The organism is Serratia sp. Sp408, from assembly GCF_057180665.1.
On sequence record NZ_JBXUFT010000001.1, the window covers coordinates 35,373 to 59,538 of the forward strand.

Annotated in this window: 24 protein-coding genes; 16 read left to right on the forward strand and 8 right to left on the reverse strand. The window is 60.6% G+C overall.

What is annotated here, in order from left to right:
- Window positions 1-95: 95 nt before the first annotated feature.
- Window positions 96-1,322: an MFS transporter gene (locus AC2AXP_RS00195; RefSeq protein ID WP_039991097.1), complete on the forward strand. Its 1,227-nt coding sequence runs from the start codon at window positions 96-98 to the stop codon at window positions 1,320-1,322.
- Between the two features lies 1 nt (window position 1,323).
- Entirely contained in the window at window positions 1,324-2,202 is an 879-nt protein-coding gene (locus tag AC2AXP_RS00200) for a siderophore-interacting protein (RefSeq protein WP_039991095.1), read from the forward strand.
- Window positions 2,203-2,487: 285 nt separating this feature from the next.
- Here the strand turns inward: AC2AXP_RS00200 and hpxZ are convergent, their stop codons facing one another.
- From hpxZ to AC2AXP_RS00220, 4 genes are read right to left on the reverse strand one after another with little or no spacing between them, the layout of a single operon-like run.
- On the reverse strand, window positions 2,488-2,871 hold the full coding sequence (hpxZ, locus tag AC2AXP_RS00205) for an oxalurate catabolism protein HpxZ (protein WP_004955010.1): 384 nt from the start codon (window positions 2,869-2,871) through the stop codon (window positions 2,488-2,490).
- Window positions 2,872-2,875: 4 nt separating this feature from the next.
- Window positions 2,876-4,276 (reverse strand): AtzE family amidohydrolase, encoded by a 1,401-nt coding sequence (locus AC2AXP_RS00210; protein WP_004955009.1) that lies wholly within the window; start codon window positions 4,274-4,276, stop codon window positions 2,876-2,878.
- Window positions 4,273-4,476: an oxalurate catabolism protein HpxX gene (hpxX, locus tag AC2AXP_RS00215; RefSeq protein ID WP_198773415.1), complete on the reverse strand. Its 204-nt coding sequence runs from the start codon at window positions 4,474-4,476 to the stop codon at window positions 4,273-4,275. The genes AC2AXP_RS00210 and hpxX overlap by 4 nt, the downstream gene beginning before the upstream one ends.
- Before the next feature lie 40 nt (window positions 4,477-4,516).
- Window positions 4,517-6,103, reverse strand: a complete 1,587-nt coding sequence (locus AC2AXP_RS00220) for a gamma-glutamyltransferase family protein (RefSeq protein WP_198773414.1) — start codon at window positions 6,101-6,103, stop codon at window positions 4,517-4,519.
- Between the two features lie 153 nt (window positions 6,104-6,256).
- On the opposite strand from AC2AXP_RS00220, the gene AC2AXP_RS00225 reads away from it, so the two are divergent.
- From AC2AXP_RS00225 to AC2AXP_RS00270, 10 genes are all read left to right on the forward strand, one after another.
- Window positions 6,257-7,096 (forward strand): MurR/RpiR family transcriptional regulator, encoded by an 840-nt coding sequence (locus tag AC2AXP_RS00225; protein WP_004955001.1) that lies wholly within the window; start codon window positions 6,257-6,259, stop codon window positions 7,094-7,096.
- A 216-nt stretch (window positions 7,097-7,312) separates the two neighbouring features.
- Entirely contained in the window at window positions 7,313-8,104 is a 792-nt protein-coding gene (locus tag AC2AXP_RS00230) for a transporter substrate-binding domain-containing protein (RefSeq protein ID WP_004954996.1), read from the forward strand.
- 12 nt (window positions 8,105-8,116) lie between these two features.
- Window positions 8,117-8,782 (forward strand): amino acid ABC transporter permease, encoded by a 666-nt coding sequence (locus AC2AXP_RS00235; RefSeq protein WP_484381359.1) that lies wholly within the window; start codon window positions 8,117-8,119, stop codon window positions 8,780-8,782.
- Window positions 8,782-9,438 carry an amino acid ABC transporter permease gene (locus AC2AXP_RS00240; RefSeq protein WP_004954989.1) on the forward strand — a complete coding sequence of 219 codons (657 nt, stop codon included), beginning with the start codon at window positions 8,782-8,784 and terminating at the stop codon, window positions 9,436-9,438. The genes AC2AXP_RS00235 and AC2AXP_RS00240 overlap by 1 nt, the downstream gene beginning before the upstream one ends.
- Window positions 9,419-10,162 carry an amino acid ABC transporter ATP-binding protein gene (locus AC2AXP_RS00245; protein WP_198773412.1) on the forward strand — a complete coding sequence of 248 codons (744 nt, stop codon included), beginning with the start codon at window positions 9,419-9,421 and terminating at the stop codon, window positions 10,160-10,162. The genes AC2AXP_RS00240 and AC2AXP_RS00245 overlap by 20 nt, the downstream gene beginning before the upstream one ends.
- 46 nt (window positions 10,163-10,208) lie before the next feature.
- On the forward strand, window positions 10,209-11,450 hold the full coding sequence (locus tag AC2AXP_RS00250; RefSeq protein ID WP_449145299.1) for a pyridoxal-phosphate-dependent aminotransferase family protein: 1,242 nt from the start codon (window positions 10,209-10,211) through the stop codon (window positions 11,448-11,450).
- On the forward strand, window positions 11,450-12,709 hold the full coding sequence (gene hpxK / locus AC2AXP_RS00255; protein WP_484381360.1) for an allantoate amidohydrolase: 1,260 nt from the start codon (window positions 11,450-11,452) through the stop codon (window positions 12,707-12,709). The genes AC2AXP_RS00250 and hpxK overlap by 1 nt, the downstream gene beginning before the upstream one ends.
- The gene (gene uraD / locus AC2AXP_RS00260; protein WP_273872251.1) at window positions 12,706-13,206 is read left to right on the forward strand and encodes a 2-oxo-4-hydroxy-4-carboxy-5-ureidoimidazoline decarboxylase; all 501 of its coding nucleotides are present in this window, start codon (window positions 12,706-12,708) and stop codon (window positions 13,204-13,206) included. Before hpxK ends, uraD begins: the two co-directional genes overlap by 4 nt.
- On the forward strand, window positions 13,199-13,534 hold the full coding sequence (gene uraH, locus AC2AXP_RS00265; RefSeq protein ID WP_198773409.1) for a hydroxyisourate hydrolase: 336 nt from the start codon (window positions 13,199-13,201) through the stop codon (window positions 13,532-13,534). The genes uraD and uraH overlap by 8 nt, the downstream gene beginning before the upstream one ends.
- A gap of 61 nt (window positions 13,535-13,595) precedes the next feature.
- The gene (locus AC2AXP_RS00270) at window positions 13,596-14,948 is read left to right on the forward strand and encodes a nucleobase:cation symporter-2 family protein (RefSeq protein WP_004954978.1); all 1,353 of its coding nucleotides are present in this window, start codon (window positions 13,596-13,598) and stop codon (window positions 14,946-14,948) included.
- Window positions 14,949-14,968: 20 nt separating this feature from the next.
- On the opposite strand, the gene AC2AXP_RS00275 is transcribed toward AC2AXP_RS00270, so the two are convergent.
- Window positions 14,969-15,742, reverse strand: coding sequence for an amidohydrolase (locus AC2AXP_RS00275; RefSeq protein ID WP_004954976.1), 774 nt, complete (start codon window positions 15,740-15,742; stop codon window positions 14,969-14,971).
- Window positions 15,730-16,890 carry a pyridoxal phosphate-dependent aminotransferase gene (locus AC2AXP_RS00280; protein WP_371902221.1) on the reverse strand — a complete coding sequence of 387 codons (1,161 nt, stop codon included), beginning with the start codon at window positions 16,888-16,890 and terminating at the stop codon, window positions 15,730-15,732. The genes AC2AXP_RS00275 and AC2AXP_RS00280 overlap by 13 nt, the downstream gene beginning before the upstream one ends.
- 125 nt (window positions 16,891-17,015) lie before the next feature.
- Between AC2AXP_RS00280 and AC2AXP_RS00285 the strand changes: the two genes are divergently transcribed.
- Genes AC2AXP_RS00285 through AC2AXP_RS00295 form a run of 3 tightly spaced genes read left to right on the forward strand, consistent with a single transcriptional unit; the run spans window position 17,016 to window position 18,855 of the window.
- Window positions 17,016-17,630, forward strand: coding sequence for a methylthioribulose 1-phosphate dehydratase (locus tag AC2AXP_RS00285; RefSeq protein WP_198773406.1), 615 nt, complete (start codon window positions 17,016-17,018; stop codon window positions 17,628-17,630).
- Window positions 17,627-18,316: an acireductone synthase gene (gene mtnC, locus AC2AXP_RS00290; RefSeq protein ID WP_273872254.1), complete on the forward strand. Its 690-nt coding sequence runs from the start codon at window positions 17,627-17,629 to the stop codon at window positions 18,314-18,316. Before AC2AXP_RS00285 ends, mtnC begins: the two co-directional genes overlap by 4 nt.
- Window positions 18,313-18,855 carry a 1,2-dihydroxy-3-keto-5-methylthiopentene dioxygenase gene (locus tag AC2AXP_RS00295; RefSeq protein ID WP_004954965.1) on the forward strand — a complete coding sequence of 181 codons (543 nt, stop codon included), beginning with the start codon at window positions 18,313-18,315 and terminating at the stop codon, window positions 18,853-18,855. Before mtnC ends, AC2AXP_RS00295 begins: the two co-directional genes overlap by 4 nt.
- An 89-nt stretch (window positions 18,856-18,944) precedes the next feature.
- Here AC2AXP_RS00295 and mtnA read toward each other — a convergent pair whose 3' ends face one another.
- A complete protein-coding gene (gene mtnA, locus AC2AXP_RS00300; protein WP_004954962.1) occupies window positions 18,945-19,973 on the reverse strand; it encodes an S-methyl-5-thioribose-1-phosphate isomerase in 1,029 nt (342 codons plus the stop codon).
- Window positions 19,974-20,221: 248 nt separating this feature from the next.
- On the opposite strand from mtnA, the gene mtnK reads away from it, so the two are divergent.
- Window positions 20,222-21,421, forward strand: coding sequence for an S-methyl-5-thioribose kinase (mtnK, locus tag AC2AXP_RS00305; RefSeq protein ID WP_039991092.1), 1,200 nt, complete (start codon window positions 20,222-20,224; stop codon window positions 21,419-21,421).
- A gap of 62 nt (window positions 21,422-21,483) precedes the next feature.
- Here mtnK and fadE read toward each other — a convergent pair whose 3' ends face one another.
- Window positions 21,484-23,940 (reverse strand): acyl-CoA dehydrogenase FadE, encoded by a 2,457-nt coding sequence (fadE, locus tag AC2AXP_RS00310; RefSeq protein WP_273872256.1) that lies wholly within the window; start codon window positions 23,938-23,940, stop codon window positions 21,484-21,486.
- Window positions 23,941-24,166 lie beyond the last annotated feature (226 nt).

The window sequence follows — 24,166 nt, forward strand, 5'->3', positions numbered from 1 at the left end:
TCAATAATACTTATTGTTATCAATAATCCCGTGATATGATTTTTTCATAAATCATACAGTAAACGTTCACTTTCTTAACGGTTTCATTACATTACATGAGCACATCGCCGTCGTCTGATATTCTCTCCAATGGGAATACGTCTCCTTCCAACTGGCCGTTGGCCTTTTGCGCCGGACTGCTGGGCATTGGACAAAATGGTTTGTTGGTGGCCCTGCCGGTGTTGGTCAGCATGACTCAACTGTCGCTGTCGGTATGGGCGGGGCTGTTAACGCTGGGCTCGATGCTGTTTTTGATTGGTTCGCCCTATTGGGGGCGGCAGTCCGAAATTCGTGGTTGCAAATACGTGGTGCTGATGGCGCTGGCCGGCTATCTGTTCAGCTTTGCGCTGATGGCGCTGGCGGTCTGGGGGCTGGCGGCCGGTTGGCTGTCGCCGCTGCTGGGGCTGGGCGGACTGATCGTTGCCCGGGTGATTTATGGCCTGACGGTTTCCGGTATGGTGCCGGCCAGCCAGACCTGGGCGTTGCAGCGCGCCGGTCACCAACAGCGCATGGCGGCGTTGGCAACCATCAGTTCCGGGCTCAGTTGCGGGCGCTTGCTCGGCCCGCTGTGTGCCGCGCTGGCCTTGTCGCTTGATCCGATGGCGCCGCTGTGGCTGATGGCGCTGGCGCCGCTGGTTGCCTTGCTGGTGGTGTGCCGTCAGCGTAACGATCCGCCGCTGCCGCCGGTAGCCCAGCAGCAAAATCGTCTGCAATGGCACATGTTGCCGTACCTGTTATGCGCGCTGCTGCTGGCGGCGTCGGTCAGCCTGATGCAACTGGGACTGGCGCCGCACTTGGGCCGGCTGTTCGCCCATTCCGCCACCACCGTCAGTCATCATGTGGCGATATTGCTCAGCGTTGCCGCCGGTTGTACGCTGCTGGCGCAGTTTCTGGTGGTGCGGCCACAGCGTTTCGCCCCGGCGTCGCTGCTGTTGTGGGCGGCGCTATTGATGATTGCCGGACTGGCGCTGATGTGCGCGTCGCCGCTGGCGCTGTTTTATCTCGGCTGTGCGCTGACATCGTTTGGCGCGGCAATGGCGACGCCGGGTTACCAACTGTTGTTGAACGACAAATTATCGACCGGAAAAGGCTCTGGGGTTATCGCCACCAGCCATACGCTGGGCTACGGTCTGAGCGCACTGATGGTGCCGGTGGTGGCCAAATTTTATGGTGAGTCGCAGTTGATTGCGACGGCACTGGTCATGGCGGTTTTGCTGGGCGGCCTGAGCGGCTGGTTGTGGCAGCAGCAACGCATTATTGCACCATCGCGGGAGAAGTATTGAGATGTCCGCAAGTTATCGAGTTTTTGATCTTACGTTAAAGGAGAAACGACAGATTTCTCCATCGTTACTGCGCTGCGTATTCAGCGGCCCGCAGGTCAATCGCATGAAGCTGGAAGCGCCGGATCAGCGCATCAAGCTGCTGTTCGCCGCGGAGGATGGTCAGACGCTGCGGCTGGAAAACAGCGACGACTGGTATCGTCATTATATGGCGATACCCAAAGCGCAGCGGCCGGTGATGCGCACTTATACCCTGCGCGCGCTGCGCTGCGATTGCAACGAAATGGACGTGGAGTTTGTGTTGCATGGGGTTAACGGCCCGGCATCGCGCTGGGCCTTGCAGTCGACGCCGGGGGACACCCTCCAGGTGGTGGCGCCCAACGCCGATTTTGACGGCGACAGCGGCGGCTATGAATGGGTAGCTCCCCCGCAGATGCAGCAGGGATTATTGATTGCCGATGAAACCGCGCTGCCGGCAGCGATGGGCATTCTCGAGCAGTTGGCGCAGTGGGCCAATCCGCCGCGCGTGCAGGCATTCTTTGAGGTGCCGGTGGCCGGCGACTGCATCAGCGTGGCGCAGTTTCCGTTCGCCGAGGTATTTTGGCTGCCGCGTGACGTCGGTCAGCAGCAATTGCACGGTACCTTGTTGGTAGAAGCGGTGCGCCAGCGGGTGGATATTCCGCCCTCGGCGCGCACGGCGGCACAGTCGCTGGCGGAAAACAGCCTGGGCGGCGATCTGCTGTGGGAGCGGGCACAGGGCGCCGGCGGGTTTTATGCCTGGGTGGCTGCCGAATCCTCCACCGTCAAGGCGTTGCGACGTTACCTGATAGGTGAATGCGATTTGGACCGCTCAACGGTGAATTTTATGGCTTACTGGTGCTGAATAGCCGGCCGGCTTCGCCCAGGTGGCGTACTGCCAGCAGTACCGCGTTGCGGCCGTCAAAATGGTACAGCGCGATATAGCCGCTATTGCCAAAACCGATCGGCCACTCTCTGAATTCGGCATCCAGTGCGCGGAGCGTTGGCGAGTTTGCGCCAGATGCTGTACCCGCTGTTTTAACGCGTCATCAATTTTGATGGAGGTTGCCGTCGCCATAAGTGGTCTCGATAAGCTAAAGGTAATACCTTTGGTCGCTTTACAACCAACCGCAGCACCTGTCCATACGGTCTAGCCCATCAGGCTGACATGTGCCGCCACGATGCGCCAACCGACGGGCAGTTTGACCCAGGTTTGCATCTGGCGACCAATGCGCTCACTGCCTTCCCGGCGGAACTCGGTGCTGGCCACTGCCATATCGTCGCCGTAAGTGGTGATGACGGTATTTTCCAGTCGGCGGTCCAACCCGGCGGAAGGGCGCTGGCGACGGAAATCGCGGATCTGCTCGATGCCGTACAGGTTTTCGCTGGCGCCATAGCGTACCGTGCGGCCGTCATGCCAGAACAGCGCATCCAGGGTTTCAATGTCATTGCCGATCAGCGCCTGTTCGTAGCGATAAAAGGCTGCGGTGACCTCGGCCACTACCGCCGGGCGGTCAATATAGTCAGTTTTCATCAGTTCATTCCTGTTGGCACGGCAGCGCGCAATGGCTGATACCGCATTGTTCCAAGGCGTGGGCGGCACGCAGTGCCAGATCTTCGCGCCACGGCGGGGCGATCAGCTGCAGGCCGATCGGCAGACCGCCGGCGGTTTTTAGCGGCACGGTAACCACCGGCAAACCGAGAAACGAAATCGGCTGTGTCAGCATGCCCATGCTGGCACGGATCGGTAAATCGGCGTCGTTGATGCGCATGGTTTCCTGGCCAATCGGCGTCGCGCAACATGGGGTGGCCGGGGCAATCAGAATATCCCATTGCTTGAACAGCGGCAGCGTTTGCTGTTGAAAATCGGCGCGGAAACGCTGTGCCTGCACATACCAGGCGGACGGCAGCATGGCACCGGCCAACAGGCGTTCGCGCGAGTTGGGTTCGAAGCGTGTCGGTTCACTGCGCAGATACGGTAAATAGTGGTTGCCACCTTCTGCCGCACTGATGATAAAGGCCGCCGAACGCGCCAGCTCCGCCTGTGGCAGGGTGATTTCCTCCGTGGCTTCCAGCGCTTGCGCCACGTGGCGCACCGCCGTTTTGGCGTCCTCATCGCACCACTGCTGGAAGTAACCGCCGAGCACCGCGCAGCGTAACCCCTGCTGGCCGCGCGGCAGCAGAGACTCGGTCAGCGTCAGTGGTTTTTCGGCCTGAAAACGATCGTTGACATCGGTGCCTTGCATCGCGTCGTAAACCGCCGCCAGATCGCGCACCCGGCGGGCGAACGGACCAATATGGTCCAGGCTGGCGACGAACGGTTGGCTACCGCTGCGCGACAGACGGCCAAAGGTCGGTTTCAGCCCATAAATGCCGCACAGCGACGCCGGAACGCGGATCGATCCGTTAGTGTCGCTGCCCAGAGAAAAACTCACCAGTCCGGCGGCGACCGCCGCTGCCGAACCGCCGGAAGAACCACCGGCGATGCGCGATCTGTCATGCGGGTTGCGGGTGGCGCCGTAGTGGCTGTTTTCGGTGGTGAAACCGTAGGCGTAAGCGTCCATGTTCAGCATGCCGGACAGCAGTGCGCCGCGATCGGCCAGGCGGCTGATGGCCCAGGCGTCGTGCCGGGCTGGGGCGCGATCGCTAAACAGGCTGGCGCCGGCCAGCGTGGTTTCACCGGCGACGTCGAACAGGTTTTTTACCGCGTAGGGGATAGCCGCCAGGCTCGGCAACGGCTGGCGGTTGGCGCGAGCGCGATCGAGCCTTTCGGCCTCGCTCAGCATGCGTTCAGCGGTCACCTGGGTGTAGGCGTTTAGCGCCGGGTTGTGAGCCTCGATGCCTTCCAGCGTCTGCTGGGCAATTTCTCGTGCGGAAATCGCACCTTGCTGTAGTGCGGTGCGGATCTCGGCGATCGACCATTGGCTTAACGAATTCATGCGCGATACACCCCGGCGATTTCTACACGTTGATCGAGCGGCAACGCCATCAGCGGTTGCGCCATGGCGGCAATGCGCTGGAACTGGGTCAGCAGTTCCTGACGGCGCGCCTCGTCCAGTTCCAGCGCCAGCACCGCTTCCATCTGGCGGATATAGGCTGCCCAGTCGGCAGCAGGCAGTATATTGTTTGGGCTACTCATTAAAAACGCCTCATTGTGGTTCAGCCATGATGGCCAGGGATTAAAAGCCGGCGGCGCTGCCGTTACTGCGCGGATCGAACGCGCCTTCCAGCATGCCATTGGTATGGCGCACGATGGCGCCAGCGTGGCCAACCGCCTCGCTGAAGTCCGGTAACAGTTCCACCTGATGCCCGCGTTGGCGCAGGTAGTCGATGGTCTCTGCGCCAAACCGGCTTTCCAGCTTCAATGAGTCGGAACTGTCGCCCCAGGTGCGACCAAGCAGCCAGCGCGGCGCGCTGATCGCCTGCTGTAAGGGAAGTCCCTGAACCACATGGCGAATAAACACCGCCGCCTGTGTTTGCGGCTGGCCGTCGCCGCCCATGGCGCCGTAGACCAGCGTACGGCCGTCGTAAAGACGTGCGGCGGCCGGGTTAAGAGTATGGAACGGCTGCTTGCCCGGCGCCAGCGCCAGCAAATGTCCGGCGTCGAGGCTGAAGGACGCGCCGCGGTTTTGCCACAGTACACCGCTGTTGGGCAGTACCACGCCACTGCCGAATTCATGATAAATACTCTGGATAAAGGAAACCGCCAGCCCACTGCTGTCCATGACTCCCATCCACACGGTATCGCCAGGCCCTTTGCCGTTGCCCCAGTCGGCGGCACGCTCGCCATCGATCTGCCGTGCCAGAAGATCGAGACGATCGGCTTCCAGCAGCGCCTGCGGATCCTGCGTCATATGAGCCGGATCGGTGATGTGACGATCCCGCAAGCCGAACGCCAGCTTGGTGGCCTCAACAATGGCGTGTACCGTTGCCCCCTCGCTCTGCCTGGCCAGCGGCAGGCGGTCGGCCAGGCCAAGGATCGCCAGTGATACCAGACCCTGGGTCGGCGGCGTCAGGTTGAACACCTCTCCTTGTTGATGCGCCAGGCGCAACGGCGTACGGCGGCGTGGCCGGTAAGTGGCCAGATCCTGTGCGGTGAGCGGCATGCCCAACAGCGTCATGTCGGCGGCCATGCGCTGGGCCAGCTCGCCGCGATAAAAACTGTCCAGACCCTGTTCGGCAAGGGTGATCAAGGTTTCCGCCAGCTTCGGTTGGCAGAAGCGCTGCCCACAACGCGGGATCTCGCCGCGCGGCAGGAAAATCTGCGCGAAATGCTCAAGGTCGGCCAATTCATGGCGCTTGCTGCGGGTGGCGGCTTCCTGCGAGGCGGTAACCGGGATGCCGTCTGCCGCATAGCGGATGGCATCGGCCAACAGACTGGATAGCGGCAGCGGTTTGCCACCCAGCTCGGCGGCATACGCCAGCGCTTCCTGCCAGCCGCCGACCGTGCCGGCGACGGTCAATGCCGCCTTTGGCCCGCGATGCGGGATCCGTTGTTCTCCGGCATACAGCGCCAGCGTGGCCAGCGAGCCGGCGGCACCGCTGGCGTCGATGGCCAGTGGATCGCCCTGTGGCGGCACGATTAGCCAGAAGCCATCGCCCCCCAGACCGTTCATATGCGGATACACCACCGCAATGGCGGCGGCCGCAGCCACCATCGCCTCGATGGCATTGCCGCCTTTACGCAGGATCGCCAAGGCGCTTTCGCTGGCGAGGTGATGCGGCGTGACGGCCATCCCCAGTGGTGCGCTGTTACTGTTAATCATCTTATGGCCCTTTTTATGCTTTCCCTGACTGGGTTAAGCAAGAGCCGTTCCAGATTTACGCGGTTGGCGGTGGGCGCAATGATTTTGCGATGCAGCAGGGGAAATATGCTAGGCTCCGCTGAAACAAAGGTTACAGCGTGGGGCTAGGCAGAAATGAAGCAGATTGATGAGCGCTTGCGTAGCGAATATCCGCAGTTGACGCCGCAGGAGCAGCGGGTGGCGGATTTTATCATCGACCATTTTGATGACCTGATCAGTTATAACAGTGCTGAACTTGCCAGGTTGAGCGGCGTGTCCAAGGCTACCGTCAGCCGGTTGTTCAAGCGGCTGGGATACGCCAGCTACCGGGCGATGCGCGACGAATTGCGCACCCTGCGGCAAAGCGGGTTGCCGCTCACCGATAATCGCGATGCGGTGCAGGGCAATACGCTATTGGCGCGCCATTACAAACAGGAAATGGCCAATCTGACCGCCTGGGTCAATCAGCTCGACGCCTCACAGTTCGGCGCGGTGATCGCCGCGTTGGCGCAGGCAAAACGCGTGGTGTTGATGGGGTGGCGCAACGGCTACCCGGTGGCGATGCACCTGCGTCAGCAACTGTTGCAGGTGCGGCGCGATGTGCTGTTGCTGCCGCAGCCGGGGCAAACGCTGGCGGAGGAGCTGGTGGACGTCAGCCCGCAGGATGTGGCGATCGTGGTGGCGTTTCGCCGTCGTCCGCGCCAGTTACGGGCAGTGCTGACGCAATTGCAGCGTCGCCAGGTGCCGACGCTGCTGATATGCGAACCGCAGGCGCAGGCGCTGCTGCCGTTGGCCAGTTGGCATTTGGCCGCGCCGTTGGACAGCGTATCGGCGTTTGACAACTACGCCAGCGCCATGAGTCTGGCCAATCTGCTGAGCAATGCCCTGCTGCATGAAATGCTGGCGCAAGGGCGCCAGCGCATCCATCAGATTGCCGATCTGTACGACGATCTTGACGAACTGGAACAGCGCTGAGTCAGCGCTGTTTTGGTGCTAACGCACTTTTTTGGTGCGCATCTTGCCATGGAAGGCGTTTTTCCCTTCGCTGATTAACGGCAAAATAACGCCTGATTTACCGTAAATTACTCCCTCTTTCATCCCGACGCTGGCGAGCGTTCTCATTGGCACATTAGTTGCAATGTTTGAATCAAAGAATCTTTTGTTTCATCATTTCACCATCGGGGATAATCTATGAGCATCAAGAGAATTTGGGTCACCGCATTGGGCGCCATCGTACTGATGGCTCAGGCCGGCGCGGTACAGGCCGATCAACTGCAAGACATCCAGCAGCGCGGCGTGTTGCGGGTTGCCGTGCCGCAGGATTTTCCACCGTTTGGTTCGGTTGGCACCGATTTGCAGCCGCAGGGTTATGACATCGATATGGCGCAGTATCTGGCCGACAAGATGAAACTAAAGTTGCAGCTGGTGCCGGTAACCAGCGCCAATCGGGTGCCGTATCTGCAAACCAACAAAGTGGATCTGGTGATCTCTAGCCTGGGCAAAAATCCGCAGCGTGAAAAGGCCATCGCTTTCAGCCGAGCTTATGCGCCGTTCTTCCTTGGCGTATTCGGCCCGCAAGCCGAGGCGCTGAAAGATCCCGCCGCGCTGGACGGCAAAACCATCGGCGTCACCCGTGGCGCGGTAGAAGATATGGTGCTGAGCGACAGCGCACCGAAAGGCGCGCAAATCAAACGCTATGAAGACAACAACACCACGCTGTCGGCCTATTTGTCTGGGCAGGTGCAGTTTGTGGCCACCGGTAATCTGGTGGTGAGCGCCATCGCTCGGCAAAATCCGGCCAAGGCGCCGGTGGCCAAATTCATGCTGAAGGATTCACCGTGTTATGTCGGGCTGCGGCTGGGGGAACCGGCGCTGAAGGCGAAGGTGGATGCGCTGATCGAACAGGCGTTGCAGGATCAGACGCTGAACGGCCTGTCGGAAAAATGGCTGAAAGCGCCACTGCCGGCCAACCTTGGCGCGTGACGGGAGTCTCCCATGACCTATCAGCTGAACTTTCCCGCCCTGTGGCCGTTTATGCCCGAGCTGTTGGCCGGGTTGCTGACCACCATTGAGCTGACGGCGTTGGCAACGCTGATGGGCGTGTCGCTGGGCATTGTCGGTGCGGCGATCCGCAGCGGCCGGCCAAGCATGACAAGCCGGATATGGGGGCTGTATGTCGAGCTGGTGCGCAATACGCCATTTGTGGTGCAGCTGTTCTTTATCGTCTTCGGTTTGCCGAGTCTCGGCTGGAAACTGACCGCAGGCCAGGCGGCGTTGCTGGCGATGGTGATCAATCTGGGCGCCTACAGCACCGAAATCATTCGTGCCGGCATCCAGGTGACGCCGAAAGGCCAGTGGGAAGCCGGACGGGTGCTGGGCTTCAGCCGCAGCCAGACCTTCTTGCGTATCGTGTTGCCACCGTCGCTGCAACGCATTTATCCGGCGCTGGTCAGCCAGTGCATTATCGTGATGTTGGGCTCATCGGTGGTGTCGCAGGTGTCGTTTGAAGAGCTGACCTTTGCCGCCAACCTGATTCAGTCGCGCACCTTTCTCAGTTTTGAGGTGTATTTGGTGACCACGCTATTTTATCTGCTGTTGTCGGTGCTGATGCGCCAGTTGCTGCTGGCCGCCGGGCGACGCTTGTTAGGGAGTCAGGGCTGATGCTGACGTTTACCGATTGGGATATCGTACGCAACCTGTTGTTGGCGGCGCGCTGGACGCTGCTGCTGTCGCTGACGGCATTTTTTGGCGGCACGCTGGTGACGCTGCCGTTGTTGCTGCTGCGGTTGAGTAAACGCCGTTGGGCGCTGCGCCTGGTGCGCGCCTATGCCGAGCTGTTTCAGGGAACGCCGCTGCTGATGCAATTGTTCCTGGCGTTCTTCGGACTGGCGCTGTTTGGCATTGACGTCAGTCCATGGGCCGCCGCCGCGCTGGCGCTGACCCTGTTTACCAGCGCCTTTCTGGTGGATATCTGGTCCGGCAGCATTGCGGCGTTGCCAAAAGGGCAGTGGGAGGCCGCACGCTGTCTCGGGCTGGGCTTTGGCCAGACGCTGCTGCGGGTGATCGTGCCGCAGGCGGTGCGCATCGCCATTGCGCCGACCGTCGGGTTTTCGGTACAGGTGATCAAGGGCACCGCGCTGGCATCAATCATCGGCTTCGTCGAACTGACCAAGGCCGGCACCATGCTCAATAACGTCACCTATCAACCGTTCAAGGTGTTTGGCCTGGTTGCGTTGGGCTATTTCCTGATGTGTTACCCGCTGTCGCGCTACAGTCATTATCTGGAGAAGAAATTCCATGCCGCTCATCACCATTAATCAGGTTCAAAAATATTACGGCCAAAACCATGTGCTGAAGGGCGTGGATCTGGATATCGATATGGGCGAGGTGATTTCGATCATTGGTCGTAGCGGTTCCGGTAAAAGTACGCTGCTGCGCTGTATCAACGGGCTGGAAGGCTATCAGGACGGCAGCATCAAGCTCGGCGGCATGACCATCACCGATCGCGATTCACAGGCGCGAGAGATCAGCCGTTCCATCGGTATGGTATTCCAGAACTTCAATCTGTTCCCGCACATGACCGCGCTGGAAAACGTGATGCTGGCACCGCGCCGGGTGCTGAAGCAAAGCCCGGCGGCCTGTCGCCAACTGGCGGAAGAAATGCTGCACAAGGTCGGGCTGGGGGAGCGGATGCATTACTCACCGGCCAGCCTGTCCGGTGGCCAGCAACAGCGGGTAGCGATCGCCCGCGCACTGGCGATGAAGCCCAAGGTGCTGCTGTGCGATGAGATTACCTCGGCGCTCGATCCGGAACTGGTGGGCGAAGTGCTGAAAGTGTTGGAACAACTGGCAAAAGAGGGCATGACGCTGATTCTGGTCACCCATGAAATGAACTTCGCGCGCGAGGTTGGCGATCGCGTGGTGTTTATGCATCAAGGCAAAGTCTGGGAGCAGGGTGACAGCCGCACGCTGTTCGCCAATCCGCAAACGCAGGAACTGAAACAGTTTATTGCTTCCGTGCGCGGCCTGTCAGATGTGTGAACGGACATCATAAGATAATAACTTATTAAGTTGGTAAGGAATTAACATGGTAGATATCACCCAATTCGATCAAATCAATCCGCCGCATCGCCTGCTGATGGGACCGGGGCCGATCAACGCCGACCCACGCGTGCTGCGCGCCATGTCGAGCCAGCTGATTGGCCAGTACGATCCGGCGATGACCGGTTACATGAACCAGGTGATGGCGCTGTACCGCGCCCTGTTCCGCACCGAAAACCGCTGGACCTTGCTGGTGGACGGTACCTCCCGTTCCGGCATCGAGGCGGTGCTGGTTTCCGCCATTCGTCCCGGTGACAAAGTGCTGGTGCCGGTATTTGGCCGTTTCGGCCATTTGCTGTGTGAAATTGCTCGCCGCTGCCGTGCTGAAGTGCACACCATCGAGGCGCCGTGGGGTGAGGTCTTCAGCGCCGATCGGATCGAAGACGCCATCAAGAAGGTGCGCCCGCGTCTGCTGTTGACGGTACAGGGCGATACCTCCACTACCATGCTGCAACCGCTGGCGCAGTTGGGGGATATTTGCCGTCGCCACGGCGTGCTGTTTTATACCGACGCCACTGCGTCGTTTGCCGGTAACCCGTTGGAGAGCGATGCCTGGGGGCTGGATGCGGTCTCCGCCGGGCTGCAAAAATGCCTCGGCGGCCCTTCGGGCAGTTCGCCGGTTACCCTCAGTCCGCAGTTCGCAGAAATGGTGCGTCGGCGCAAGTGCGTCGAACAAGGCATCCGCACCGCCGAACATGCTGATGGCGACGACGAAATGATCTACTCCAACTATTTCGATCTGGGCATGATCATGGATTACTGGGGGCCGGAGCGGCTGAATCACCATACCGAAGCGACCAGCATGCTGTTCGCCGCCCGCGAATGCGCCCGGGTGATCCTGGAAGAAGGCCTGGATAACACCATTGCGCGTCATCGTCTGCACGGCGCGGCAATGCTGGCAGGGATCCAGGGAATGGGGCTACAGGTGTTCGGCGATCTTGCCAACCGCATGAATAACGTATTGGGGGTGGTGATCCCGTCCGGCATACACGGTGAACAGGTACGTCAGATGATGCTCAACGATTTCGCCATTGAAATCGGCACCTCGTTTGGGCCGTTACAGGGCAAGATCTGGCGTATCGGCACCATGGGCTACAACGCGCGCAAAGACTGCGTGCTGCAAACGCTGTCGGCGCTGGAAGCGGTGCTCAATCGTCTGGGCTTTGCCAGCCGGCAGGGGGAGGCGCTGCAAGCCGCCTGGAACGTTTACGCGAGCGAGGACTGCTGATGGCGACGGGGATCGGCGCCGCAGCGGCCGAACTGGCGGCAGCACGGGTAATGGCTCGCAGCGATGCGCTAGCGGAAATCAGCGCCACCCCCGGCCAACTGACGCGGGTGTATCTGTCCGCCGAACATGTGCGCGCCAATCAGCGGGTGGGCGACTGGATGCGCAGCCTGGGGATGACGGTTTGGCAAGACAGCGTCGGCAATATCTGCGGTCGCTATGAAGGGCTGACTCCCGATGCACCGGCGCTGTTGCTGGGGTCGCATCTGGATACGGTGCGCAACGCCGGCCGTTACGACGGCATGCTCGGCGTGCTGACCGCGTTGGAAGTGGTGGCGCATCTGCATGTCCAGCAGCGCCGTCTGCCGGTGGCGATTGAAGTGATCGGCTTTGCCGACGAAGAAGGTACGCGCTTTGGCATCACCCTGCTGGGCAGCAAAGGCGTTACCGGTCAGTGGCCTGCCGACTGGCTGACGCGCACCGATGCCGACGGCATCAGCGTTGCGCAGGCGCTGCGGCATGTCGGGTTGGATCCGGACAGAATTGGCGAAGCCAGGCGCGCCCACCATGAGATTTGCGCCTACCTGGAACTGCATATCGAACAAGGCCCGTGTCTGGAAGCGGCCGGTCTGGCGCTCGGCGTGGTGACGGCGATCAACGGTGCACGGCGCCTGAACTGCACCTTCAGTGGCGAGGCCGGTCATGCCGGCACCGTGCCGATGTCGCAGCGCAAGGATGCGCTGGCCGCCGCCGCCGAGTGGATGGTCGCAGTGGAGCGACTCACCTGCGAGAGCGATCCGCATTTGGTGGCGACGGTTGGGCGTATCGACAGCCTGCCGGGGGCGGTCAACGTGATCCCGGGACAGGTGCAGCTTTCACTCGACGTGCGTGGTCCACAGGACGGCCCGCTGGCGGCGCTGTTGGCTACCCTGTTGCAGCAGGCGCAGGCCATATGCGCTCGCCGTGGCCTGCAGTTTGCCAGCGAAGAGTTTTACCGGATTAACGCGACCGCCTGCGACGATGAAATACAGCAGCGCTGGCATAGTGCGGTGATGCAGGTGCAGGGCAGCAGTATCGCCTTGCCCAGCGGCGCAGGGCATGACGCCATCGCCATTGCCCAGCACTGGCCGGTTGGCATGCTGTTCGTTCGCTGCGATCGCGGCATTAGCCATCATCCTGATGAGTCCGTCACGCTATCGGACGTGGCGTCGGCGATTCGGGCCTATTGCCAGATGGTGGAAAGCTGGGGGACGTCGGCATGAAACTGCAACAATTTAACGCCTTGCCGGTGGCGGAGGCGGCCGCATTGCTACGCCCATGCGTGGCCATCGACAGCTGGATTGACGCGGTGCTGGCCGCGCGACCTTTCGCCGATCGCGACAGCGCCCTGGCCTGCGGCGCCCAGGCCGCGCAGCGGTGGCAGCCAGAGGAGATCGCGCGGGCGCTGGCACAGCATCCACGTATCGGTGAGCGCGCGCAGGGCCAGGGGCGCGAAGCACAGTTGTCGGCGCGTGAACAGTCGGCGGTCGACGCGCAGGATCGGACGTTGGCGCAGGCGTTGCTGGACGGCAACCGCCGTTACGAGGCGAAGTTTGGCCAGGTGTTTCTGATCCGCGCCGCCGGCCGCGACGGACAGGCCATTTTGCAGGCGTTGGAACGGCGGTTGCAGAACACCCCACGGCAGGAGCAGCAGGAAACGGCAGAGCAACTGCGCGAAATCGTTCAACTGCGTTTAAAGGAGTTATTCAGCGATGAGTAATATCAGCACCCATATTCTTGATACCGCGCTCGGTAAGCCTGCCGCGCAGGTACGCGTCTGGCTGGAACTGAGCCACAACCAGCAATGGCAGACGCTGGTGGAAAGCCGCACCGATGCCGACGGCCGGGTGGGAGATCTTACGCCCTCGGGCCTGACGGCCGGACATTATCGCCTGTGCGCCGATCTAGGCAGTTACTTTGCCGCCGCCGGGCGCGACACGCTGTACGCGACGGCGATTATCGATTTTGTCATCAGCGATGCCACGCAGCATTACCACCTGCCGCTGCTGGTCGCGCCGTATGCGTATTCAACCTATCGCGGAAGTTGATCCGCGCCAGGCGCCGGCACACTCGCCGCGTTAGCCGTTCACTGACATTGACGAGGACACCATGGCTCTATCGCAACAACGGGGCGCGGCGTCGTGCCGCCCGGAAGACCAGCGGCTGCCGCTGGGGAAAACCTTTGCCTACGGTTTGCAGCATATTCTGACCATGTACGGCGGGATTATTGCACCGCCGTTGATTATCGGTTCTGCCGCCGGGCTTGATGCGCCGCAGATTGGCATGCTGATCGCCGCTGCCCTGTTCGTCAGCGGCCTGGCGACGCTGTTGCAGACGCTGGGACTGCCGCTGTTCGGTTCGCGCCTGCCGTTGGTACAGGGGGTGTCGTTCGCCGGCGTGGCGACCATGGTGACCATCGTTACCGGCGACGGCGGTTTACCGGCGGTATTTGGCGCGGTGATTGCCGCGTCGGCGATCGGGTTGCTGATAGTGCCGTTCTTTGCGCAGATCATCCGCTATTTTCCGCCGGTGGTGACCGGTACGGTGGTTACGGTCATTGGGCTGTCGCTAATGCCGGTGGCGGTGCGCTGGGCGATGGGGGGCAATGAGCGGGCGGCGGATTGGGGATCGACCGGCAATATCGGTCTGGCTGCCTTTACGCTGGCGGTGATCCTGTTGCTGAATAAAGTGGGTACGCCAGCGTTGAAACGTCTGGCGGTGCTGCTGGCGATGGTGGCGGGCTGCGTTGCGGCGATGCTGCTGGGCAAGGTTGATTTTTCAGCGCTGGGCGGCGGAACCTGGTTGGCGATCCCGCAGCCGCTGGCGTTTGGCCTGCCGACGTTTGAACCGGCGGCGATCTTTTCCATGCTGCTGATTGTACTGGTGTTGCTGACCGAAACCACCGCCGGGCTGATCGCCGTCGGCGAGATCGTTGGCTCGCCGGTGGGGCCGCGGCGCATCGCCAATGGGCTGCGCGCCGACATGCTGGCCAGCGCGCTGTCGCCGCTGTTTAATTCGTTTCCACAGAGCTCGTTTGCACAGAATATCGGTCTGGTGGCGCTCAGCGGCGTGAAAAGCCGTTTCGTGGTCAGTGCCGGTGGTGCGCTGCTGGTACTGCTTGGCGTGTTGCCGATGGTGGGTACCGTGGTGGCCTGCATTCCGCTGCCGGTGTTGGGCGGCGCCGGCGTGGTACTGTTTGGGTCGGTGGCGGCCAGCGGCATCCGCACGCTGTCGCGAGTCGAGTATAAGGACAATATGAATCTGGTGGTGGTGGCGACGGCGATCGCCTTCGGCATGATCCCGATCGTCATGCCGAGCTTTTACGATCGTTTCCCGGACTGGGTGAGAACCCTGCTGCATTCGGGCATCAGCGCATCGTGCCTGGTGGCGTTGGCATTAAACCTGTTGTTCAACCGTATCGATGTCGGCGACACGGCCACCGCTGGCGAAGAGGTTTCCTGAGCGGCAGCCGGGCCGGCGGCTTAATCGAGACGCAGGAAGCTGTCGGCGTCACGCCAGGCCGGGAAGGCGCTACGGTAGCCTTGCAGATTTTCCAGCGACAGCTCGGCGTCCAGCCGGGCTGCGGTATGCGCTGCGGCTTCGGCCAGCCGTTCCCCCTGCGGACTGAGGATCAGGCTGTCGCCGCTGTAGCTAAGGCCGTTGCCGTCCTCGCCAACCCGGTTGCAGCCGGCAACGTACACCTGATTTTCAATCGCTCGCGCCGCCAAAAGCGTTTGCCAGTGCTGGCTGCGTGCCGCTGGCCAGTTGGCGACGTACAGCGCCAGATCGTAATCCTGTTCATAGCGCGACCATACCGGAAAGCGTAGGTCGTAACAGATTTGCGGCAGAATACGCCAGCCGCGCCATTCGACGATTTCGCGCCGCTTGCCGGCCTGATAATGCAGATGCTCGCCGGCCATGCGAAACAGATGGCGCTTGTCATAGGCGTGTACCCGACCGCCTGGCTCCACCAGCAGGAAACGGTTCACCGCGCCGTCGCCGGTCTTCAGCGCCACGCTGCCACCGACCAGCGCATTGGTTTTGCGTGCCCAGCCGTGCAGCCAGTCGATCACCTGTTGCTCCGGCAAGGCGCTGTCACCGGCGTCCATGGCGAAGCCAGTGGTGAACATTTCCGGCAGCACGATGAGATCGCGGCCGACCAATGACGACAGCAGGTGATCAAAATGGCGCAGATTGGCTGGGCCATCGCGCCAGACCAGCGGCTGTTGCAACAGACTGATTTTCAAAGTCGACATAACCGCTCCGCAGCTGCATCCAGCGTGGCATCTTGCTTGGCGAAGCACAGCCGGATCAATTTATGAGGAAAAGGATCGGCGCAGAACACCGACAGCGGGATTGCCGCTACGCCAGCGTGTTCGGTCAGCCAGCGACAGAACGCCACGTCATCCAGATCGGAAATCGCGCTGTAATCTGCCAATAAGAAGTATGTGCCTTCACAGGGCAGAATTTCCAGTCGGCTGTGACTCAATGCCTGCACGAAGCGGTCGCGTTTGGCACGATAGAAGGCCGACAGCTGTTGCCAATGCTGCGGATCGGCGCGCAGCATATCCGCCAGCGCCAGCTGAGCCGGGGTATTGACCGAGAAGGTCAGATACTGATGCACCTTACGCACTTCGGCGCTGAGCGCCGGCGGCGCCACGCAGTAGCCGACTTTCCAGCCGGTCATATGAAAGGTTTTGCCAAATGACGAAACGGCAATTGCCCGCTGACGCAGTTGCGGGTGCGCCAATACGCTGGCATGGCCGCCGCGGGCAAAGCAGATATGCTCGTAGACTTCATCGCTCAAGACGTAGATTTCCCGCTCGGCGATGGCCTGCCACAGTCGTTGCATGTCATCAGCCCGCCAGGCGCTGGCGGACGGGTTGTGCGGCGTGTTGACGATCACCAGACGGGTGCGTGCGGAAAGCAGTTCGTCGAACCGTTGCCAGTCGACGTTGAATGCCGGTGGTTGTAGTGGCAGGCGCTTGAGTACGCCGCCGGACAGCTCTACTGCAGGTGCGTAGCTGTCATAGCTTGGATCGAAACAGATCACTTCATCGCCCGGCCGTACCAGCGCGCTGATGGCGGCGAACAGCGCCTCGGTTGCCCCGGCGGTGATGGTGACTTCGTCGTTGGCATCCGGCTGCCAACCGTAAATCTGCGCGGTTTTATCGGCGATTGCAGCGCGCAACGGCGCGACGCCGGTCATTGGCGCATATTGGTTGGCCCCCTGGGCGACGTGCCACGCCAGCCGCTGTTGCAAATAGTCCGGGCCGTCGAAGTCCGGGAAGCCCTGCGACAGGTTGATGGCCTGATGCTGCTGCGCCAACGCGCTCATCTGGCTGAAAATGGTGGTGCCGAGCGCGGGCAGTTTACTGTCGGGAATCGGTGCGGAAATAGTCATGATTGGTCTGGTGCCCCGTTATGCTGCATCGAAGTATTTAGGGTTATGCATATGTTGCTGACAATACACCACGATGTTAGTATCTGGCAATCAAGACGTTTAGATGGCTATCTTCAGGGAATCGCATGACGGAAAATTCACAACTGCAGGCGCTGTTGGCGGCCTGTCACTGGATTGGCGACAAGGGCTGGTGTCCGGCGACCGGTGGCAATATGTCGCTGCGCCTGGATGCCGAAGGCTGTCTGGTGACCGAATCGGGCAAGGACAAGGGTAGCCTGAGCGAGCACGACCTGTTGCAGGTGAATATCGCCGACAATCATGTACCAAGTGGCCGTACGCCGTCGGCTGAAACCGGGCTGCATACGCTGATTTACCGTCTCTACCCGCAGGTCGGCGCCATTTTGCATACCCATTCGGTCAATGCCACGGTGTTGTCGCGGGTGGAAAAAAGCCACGCATTGCTGCTACAGGGTTATGAAATGCAAAAGTCGCTCAGCGGGCAGCGTAGCCATCTCGACGGCGTGATTATCCCGATCTTCGATAACGATCAGGATATTCCCCGTCTGGCCGAACGGGTGGCCGCCGCCGCGGCCACCTCGCCGATCCCGTATGGTTTTCTGGTGCGCGGCCACGGCCTGTATTGCTGGGGGCGTCAGGTTGCGGAGGCGCGCCGTCATCTTGAAGGGCTGGAATTCCTGTTCCAGTGTGAACTGCAACGACGTTTGCTGGAGGCGAAATGATCCGCGCCATTGTTACCGATATTGAAGGCACCACCAGTGATATCCGCTTTGTCCATCAGGTGCTGTTCCCGTATGCCCGCGAGCGTATGGCGGACTATGTTCGCCAACATGCCGATGAGGCCGAAGTGGCCGCCGCGCTGGCGGCATTGCGTAGCGAGCTCGAGCAGCCGGATGCCGATAGCGCGCTGTTGATTGCCGCGCTGTATCGTTTTATGGATGAAGATCGCAAATCCACCGCGCTCAAGGCGTTGCAGGGCATCATCTGGCGCAGTGGCTATCACGACGGCGATTTTCGCGGTCATCTGTACCCCGAGGTCGCCGCGCAGTTGGCAGCCTGGCAGCAACAGGGCATTCAGCTGTACGTCTATTCCTCCGGTTCGGTGCAAGCGCAGCAACTGCTGTTTGGCTACAGTGAGGCGGGCGATTTGCAGCCGCTGTTTTGCGGTTACTTTGATACCCGGGTTGGCGCCAAGCGCGAAGAGGTTTCATACCGCAATATTGCCCAACAGATTGGCATGGCGCCGGCGGAACTGCTGTTTTTATCTGACCTACGCCAGGAACTGGACGCTGCACGCGCTGCCGGTTGGCACACTTGCCAACTGATCCGCGATGACGCTGACGAACAGAGCCGGCATCCGCAAGTTAACCGTTTCGATCAGATCGTGATAGAGGAGTTTGCCGGATGAGTGGATTAACCATTTTCAGTGACAGTGAGCCGCAACAGCCGCTATGGCATAGCCGTGACGCCGAGGCGATCCAGCGGCAACTGGCAGAGATTGAAGTGCGTTTTGAACGCTGGCAGGCGGATCGCGATTTGGGCGCCAACCCGCAGCCGGAGGCGGTGATTGCCGCCTATCAGCATGAGATCGATCGACTGGTGGCGGAAAAAGGCTATCAAAGTTGGGACGTGATCAGCATGCGGCCGGATAATCTCCAGCGAGAGACGCTGCGGCAGAAATTCCTGTCGGAACATACGCATGGCGAAGACGAAGTGCGATTCTTCGTCGAAGGGGCAGGGCTGTTTTGTTTGCACCTGAACGGCAGGATTTATCAGATCCTGTGCGAAAAGAACGATCTGATTTCGGTACCGGCTCATACCCGCCACTGGTTTGACATGGGATCCGCGCCGAACTTCACCGCCATTCGTCTGTTTGATAATCCGGAAGGCTGGATCGCGCATTTCACCGGCGACAGCATCGCCGACGCCTACCCGCGTCTGGACTGACGTCATGCCGCACTCCGGCCAACCGCAGCTCGCTGGCCGGAGATGACCTGCCGCCAACCCGCCAGCCGGGTGTAGCGATAGCAACCTGCCTAGACCAGCGCCCGCTGGAAAATCCCGTCGCTAACCTGTTCGGGGCGGATCACGCCGCAGTCCAGTACCCAAGCGCTGATTAACGCCGCCGGCGTGACGTCGAAGGCCGGATTGTCGACCTGCGCATCGGCAGGCGCCCATTGGCAACTGCCAAAACTGCCGGCGACGCCGGTCACTTCTGCGGCGCTGCGCTGTTCTATCGGAATCGCCGCACCGTTGGGGCAATGCGCATCGTGAGTGGTGTGGGGGGCGGCAACGTAAAACGGAATGCCATGATAATGCGCCAGCACCGCCAGGCTGTAAGTGCCTATTTTGTTGGCAACGTCACCGTTGGCTGCGATGCGATCGGCGCCGACCCACACCGCATCCACTTTACCCTGCGCCATCAGGCCGGCCGCCATCGAGTCGCAGATCAGCCGATAGGGGATGCCCAGTTCGCCCAGTTCCCAGGCGGTTAGACGGCCACCCTGCAACAGCGGGCGTGTTTCATCGACCCACACCTGCGCGACATTACCCTGTTGATGGGCACGCAACAGCACGCCGATGGCGGTGCCGATGCCGGCGGTTGCCAGCCCACCGGTATTGCAGTGGGTCAGCAGACGGCTGCCGGGGGTAACCAGCGCCGCCCCGCGATCGGCAATGCTGTCGCACAGCGCACGGTCTTCATCCACCAGCCGCAAGGCCTCTGTCGCCATGGCCGCCACCCAGTCGGGTTGCGCCAGCGCCAGCTTGATGCGATCGAGATTATTCATCAGATTGACCGCGGTCGGTCGCGCCGCGCGTAGCGTGGCCAATGCTTCCGCCAGCGCGTCGCGCGGCAGGCCACGTTCGGCCAGCAGGGCCAACAGCAGGCTGGCGGACAGACCGATCAGCGGCGCGCCGCGTACCCGCAGGGCGTGAATATGACCAACCAGCTCCTCCACGCTATTGCTGGAGCACCAGCGCTTTTCTTGCGGCAATGCCTGTTGATCGAGGATCCAGAGTTGGTTGTCTCGCAGAGTCAAACTGGTGGTGTTAAGCGTGCGCATAATCAGTTAAATCCTTGTTGCGATCATATTGCATCTATGGCGCTATTCTGCCAACATGACATCCGGATGTATAGACGTCCGAATGCTTAAATGTCTAAATAATGAAGTTAACACATCTACACCCTCCCTGATTCGCGTTGCATCGCGGCGGCAGGTGGCCAGTGCCAACGCAATGGCACCGTGCTGGCGGCGGCCTGGCGGCAACGATGCGGCGTGACACAGGGTGGGTATCTGCCAGAGGGGTTGTGATGTCGCTTTATCGTACCTTTACCGCTGCCGATGCCGTTGAATATGCCCGTCAGTACGGGCAGGTAGCCGATCCACAGGCGTTGGTCAGCGCCGAAGAAATTGGCGACGGCAATTTGAATCTGGTGTTCAAGATCCTTGATGACGCAGGCGTCAGCCGGGTGATCGTCAAACAGGCGTTGCCGTATGTACGCTGTGTAGGAGAATCCTGGCCGCTGACGCTCGATCGCGCACGTATCGAAGCGGAAACGCTGCTGGTGCACGGTGGCTTCTGCCCGCGACATACGGTTAATGTGCTGCATCACGATGCCGAACTGGCGGTGATGGTGCAGGAAGACCTGTCCGACCACCGCATCTGGCGTCATGAACTGATTAACGGCCACTATTATCCGTTGGCCGCCGGACAGTTGGCGGAGTATTTGGCGCAAACGCTATTCCATACTTCTGATTTCTATCAGAACGCCCAACAGAAGAAGGCGCAGGTGAGCCGCTTCACCAACCCGGAGCTGTGCCAGATCACCGAAGATCTGTTCTTCACCGATCCTTACATTGAGCATGAGCGAAATAGTTTCGACGAGGCGTTGTTGCCACAGGTAGGCGAACTGCGACAAGACGCGGCGTTGAAACTGGCTGTCGCCGGCCTCAAGCAGCGTTTTCTCAGCAAGGCCGAAGCGCTGTTGCACGGCGACATTCACAGCGGCTCGGTGTTCGTTGCCGAAGGCAAGCTGAAGGCGATCGACGCCGAGTTCGGTTTTTATGGTCCGATCGGGTTTGACGTGGGCACCGCGCTGGGTAATCTGCTGCTGAATTACTGCGGTCTGCCGGGGCTGTTTGGCCCACGAGACGCCGCCGCCGGGCGCGAACAGCGCCTGCAGGATATTCGCGAACTGTGGCTGATTTTCGCCGATCGTTTCCTGGCACTGTGCCAGCAGAAAACCCGCGATATCACGCTGGCGACGCCGGGCTATGCCGAGCAGTTTCTGCGTCAGGTCTGGCGTGACGCGGTGGGGTATTGCGGTAGCGAGCTGGTCCGCCGCACCATCGGGCTGGCGCACGTGGCCGATCTGGATAGCATCGAAGATGCCGAGATGCGCCTTGAGTGTCAGCGCAACGCGCTGAGTCTTGGTCGTGCGCTGATGGTCAATGCACCGCAAATCGAGCACATCGACGCATTGCTGGCGCGTATTCGCCAGCATGGTTAACTAAAATCGAGCGATAAAAAAGGGGCGATAGCTATCGCCCCATTGATTTACGCCGTGAGAGTTCAGGCGGCTTCAGTGTGGTGCTGGCGTTTCTCCTGCGGCTGCGGCTTTTCCGGCCGTTGCGCCGCCAGCGCGTCAGGGGCAAAGTCATCGACATTGATTGAACGCAGACGGCTTTCTTCCGCTTTGGTCAGGATCTTGGCCTCGTCGGCATTGATCTTGCCTTCTTCCAGCGCACGCTGCGCTAAACGATCGAGGCGGGTAAACGGCAGGTTTTTGCCGGCTTCCTTGCTCAGGCGAGCGTGGATCGGCTCGGCGGCAATCACGTCAAGCAATGCGGCTTCCAGCAGGCCGATCGGATTGTGCTCGCTGGCCGTCAGGTACTGGCCACGGCCCAAACGGCTACGGGTGGCAGAAGGCACCTGCAGGATTTTTGCCAACTGATGATCCAGACGATCGGACGGCGCGGTATGCACGCGGCCAAACGGGAAGATAACCAGACGCATCGCACCGGCGATCAAGCGGTTCGGGAAGTTGCGCAGCAGATCGTCCAGCGCCTGCTCGGCCTGATGCAGACTGTCCTGCACACCCCAATGAACCAGCGGCAGATCCTCTTTCTGACGGCCTTCGTCCTGATAGCGTTTCAGCGTGGCGGAGGCCAGGTACATCTGGCTGAGGATATCGCCGAGGCGGGCCGAAATCCGCTCGCGGCGCTTCAGACTGCCACCCAGCACCCCCATCGACACGTCGGACAGCAGCGCCAGGTTGGCGCTCAGGCGGTTCAACTGCTGGTAATAGCGGCGGGTAGCGTCTTTGGTCGGTGTGCTACTGGTGCGGCCGTTGGTCAGGCCAAGCCAGAAACTGCGCACCTTGCTGCTACCGACGTGACCCAGATGGCCGAACAGCGCCTTGTCGAAGGCCGCCAGATCGTTGCTCTGCGCCGCCGCCATTTCATCCAGAACGTAAGGATGGCAGCGAATGGCACCCTGACCAAAGATCATCATGGTACGGGTCAGGATATTGGCGCCTTCAACCGTGATGGCGATCGGTGCGCCCTGATAGGCGCGCGCCAGGAAGTTGGATTCGCCCAGCATAATGCCTTTACCGCCGGCGATATCCATCGCGTCAATAATTGCCTGCTGGCCACGGTGGGTACAGTGGTATTTAACTATTGCCGACAGCACCGCCGGCTTCTCACCCTGCATCAGGCCATAGGTAATCAGTGACGCAGCGGCGTCCATCACATAGGTATTGCCTGCGATACGCGCCAACGGCTCTTCGATCCCTTCCATTTTGCCGATCGACATCTTGAACTGACGACGAATGTGCGCGTAGGCGCCAATCCCCAACGCCAGCGACTTGACGCTGCCGGTCGAGTTGGAGGGCAGGGTGATGCCACGGCCGACGGAGAGACATTCAACCAGCATACGCCAGCCCTGGCCGGCCATTTTTGGCCCGCCGATGATGTAGTCGATAGGCACGAACACGTCGCTGCCGCGGGTTGGGCCGTTCTGGAACGGTACGTTCAGCGGGAAGTGGCGGTTACCGATTTCCACGCCGGGCGTGCTGGTCGGGATCAGCGCACAGGTGATGCCCGGCGATTCGTTGTCGCTCAACAGGCGGTTCGGATCGTACAGCTTGAAGGCCAGGCCCAGCACGGTGGCCACCGGCGCCAGCGTAATGTAACGCTTGTTCCAGGTCAGGCGCATGCCCAGCACCTGTTTGCCTTGCCATTCGCCCATGCAGACGGTGCCGACATCCGGGATTGCGCCGGCATCGGAACCGGCTTCCGGGCTGGTCAGGGCAAAGCAGGGGATTTCTTCGCCGCGCGCCAGACCCGGCAGATAATGGTCTTTTTGTTCATCGGTGCCGTAATGTTGCAGCAGTTCGCCTGGACCGAGCGAGTTGGGCACGCCGACGGTGATGGCCAGAATACCGGATACGCCTGCCAGCTTTTGCAGCACGCGTGCCTGCGCATAAGGCGAGAACTCCAGGCCGCCGTATTCTTTTTTGATGATCATCGCAAAGAAGCGATGCTCCTTCAGATAGGCCCACAGTTCTGGCGGCAGATCGGCCAGTTCATGGGTGATCTGGAAGTCGTTTGCCATGCGACAGGCTTCTTCTACCGGCCCATCGATAAACGCCTGCTCTTCTTCGCTCAACGTTGGTTGCGGGTAGTTATGTAGCTTGTCCCAGTCCGGCGTGCCACGGAACAGATCGCCTTCCCACCAGGTGGTGCCGGCTTCGATGGCTTCTTTCTCGGTGGTCGACATCGGTGGCATCACCTTGCGGAATGCGCGCAGCGCCGGTGCAGACAGCATCGAGCGGCGCAGCGACGTGACGTTCAGCGGCAGCAGGATAATCGCCAACGGCAACAGCATCCAGAAGCTCCACAGGCCGATAGCACCCATGGCGGCGGTGTAGGCCAGCAATATCAGACTGCTGAGGGTGAGACTCACCCGGTGATAAAACAGCACGCTGATGAGTGCCAGCAGGATAACAATACTGAGAACCATCATAGTTGAAGCTCCGAAGTAGTAAGAGGTCTGACCTGTTGTTGTATCTATTGGTTTTAGTTCATGCCACTATTTTTATCAATGCATTTACACTTTAATTACAACTTGGGTCACAAACTGACAGCACTGACGGTCAAAAACCTCTCTGCTTTTTCAACCAACGCGGAGTTTGCTTCACAGCGCTTCTCGGTGTTTCCACGATCCGTTACACTGCCCAGCGGAAGATTGA